This window comes from Oleiphilus sp. HI0066, from assembly GCF_001635725.1.
In genome coordinates, this window is sequence record NZ_LWFH01001191.1 from 1 (window position 1) to 1,084 (window position 1,084).

Here is a 1,084-nt window from a genome sequence, read left to right on the forward strand (position 1 = left end):
TATCAGCGATTTCTGAGCGCATCAAACCAGTTCTGTTTACCTCAAATGGCGGTTGCTGAGGTGCTTAACCGCTCTAGTTTCGATCGACACCTTCGTCTTGCGCGCGATACCTACCGCGGCCGACGCGACCACTTTTTCAAGCTGATTAGTGAACATTTCCCAAGTGATGTGCGCTTATCCTCCCCTCAAGGTGGTTATGTCGCGTGGCTTCAATTGCCCGCAGGCTTAAATGCCACAGAGCTGTACTTCGAAGCCAAAGCACAGGGTATTATTGTTGCTCCTGGAGAGATTTTTTCATCGAACGCAAATAAGTTTAAAAGCTCGATACGGCTGTGCTATTCAAAAGCTTGGACACCAGCGCGAAAAGAAGCCATCGCATTGCTCGGCTCACTCGTACAAGACAAACTCAACCATAAAGATTAGATAGACGCATGACTACGAATAACGCACTTTCTTGCATGATGCATATTCTCGAAGAGATCAAGCCAAACCATGTTCTGGTCGCCTCATCTCAGATCGAAGAAATTCTGAAAGATGCCAAAGCTCAATGCGTCATACAAGCTCTTCCTGCATCGAAAATGCGTGATTTACATTTAAGCCCAGATGAAGTGAAAAATGTCGATTTGATCGTTCTCGGTGAAAACTTGAATCAGCTCGAACATTCCAAAGCAATAGAAGTTATTGGCGTTCTAAGAAACCATCTCAATGCAAAAATGCTTATTCTCTGCAATGGAGAGTCGACACTATCCTTTAGCGACATGCTCAGTTTAGGATTCAAAAGAGAAGAACAAGATGAAAGTGGACTGACCGTCTATAGCTATGACATTGCCAGCTACAACAAAAAGCGTGAATGGAATAATTCACGTTTCTGGGCGAATCCAGAGAACTTTAATAAATATCGTTGGTAGCACGATGTATTAAGGATAAAAATATCATGGTCATCCTGAAGCAGCGGACGAAGTACGCGCACATTCAGGATCTCGGGTCTAACTCAGCAAACCAACCATGAGATCCCGTTTTAAAAACGGGATGACGAAAAGGGGAAAAACGGGATGACAAAAAGGATAAGCCAGGGTGACACAGA

At 44.2% G+C, this 1,084-nt stretch carries 2 protein-coding genes; both read left to right on the plus strand.

From position 1 onward, the window contains the following. Positions 1-423, plus strand: a 423-nt coding sequence (locus A3738_RS16170; protein WP_156504300.1) for an aminotransferase class I/II-fold pyridoxal phosphate-dependent enzyme, incomplete at its 5' end; no start/stop codon positions are given. 8 nt (positions 424-431) lie between these two features. Next, positions 432-908, plus strand: coding sequence for a DUF6231 family protein (locus A3738_RS16175; protein ID WP_156502779.1), 477 nt, complete (start codon positions 432-434; stop codon positions 906-908). Positions 909-1,084: the final 176 nt, after the last annotated feature.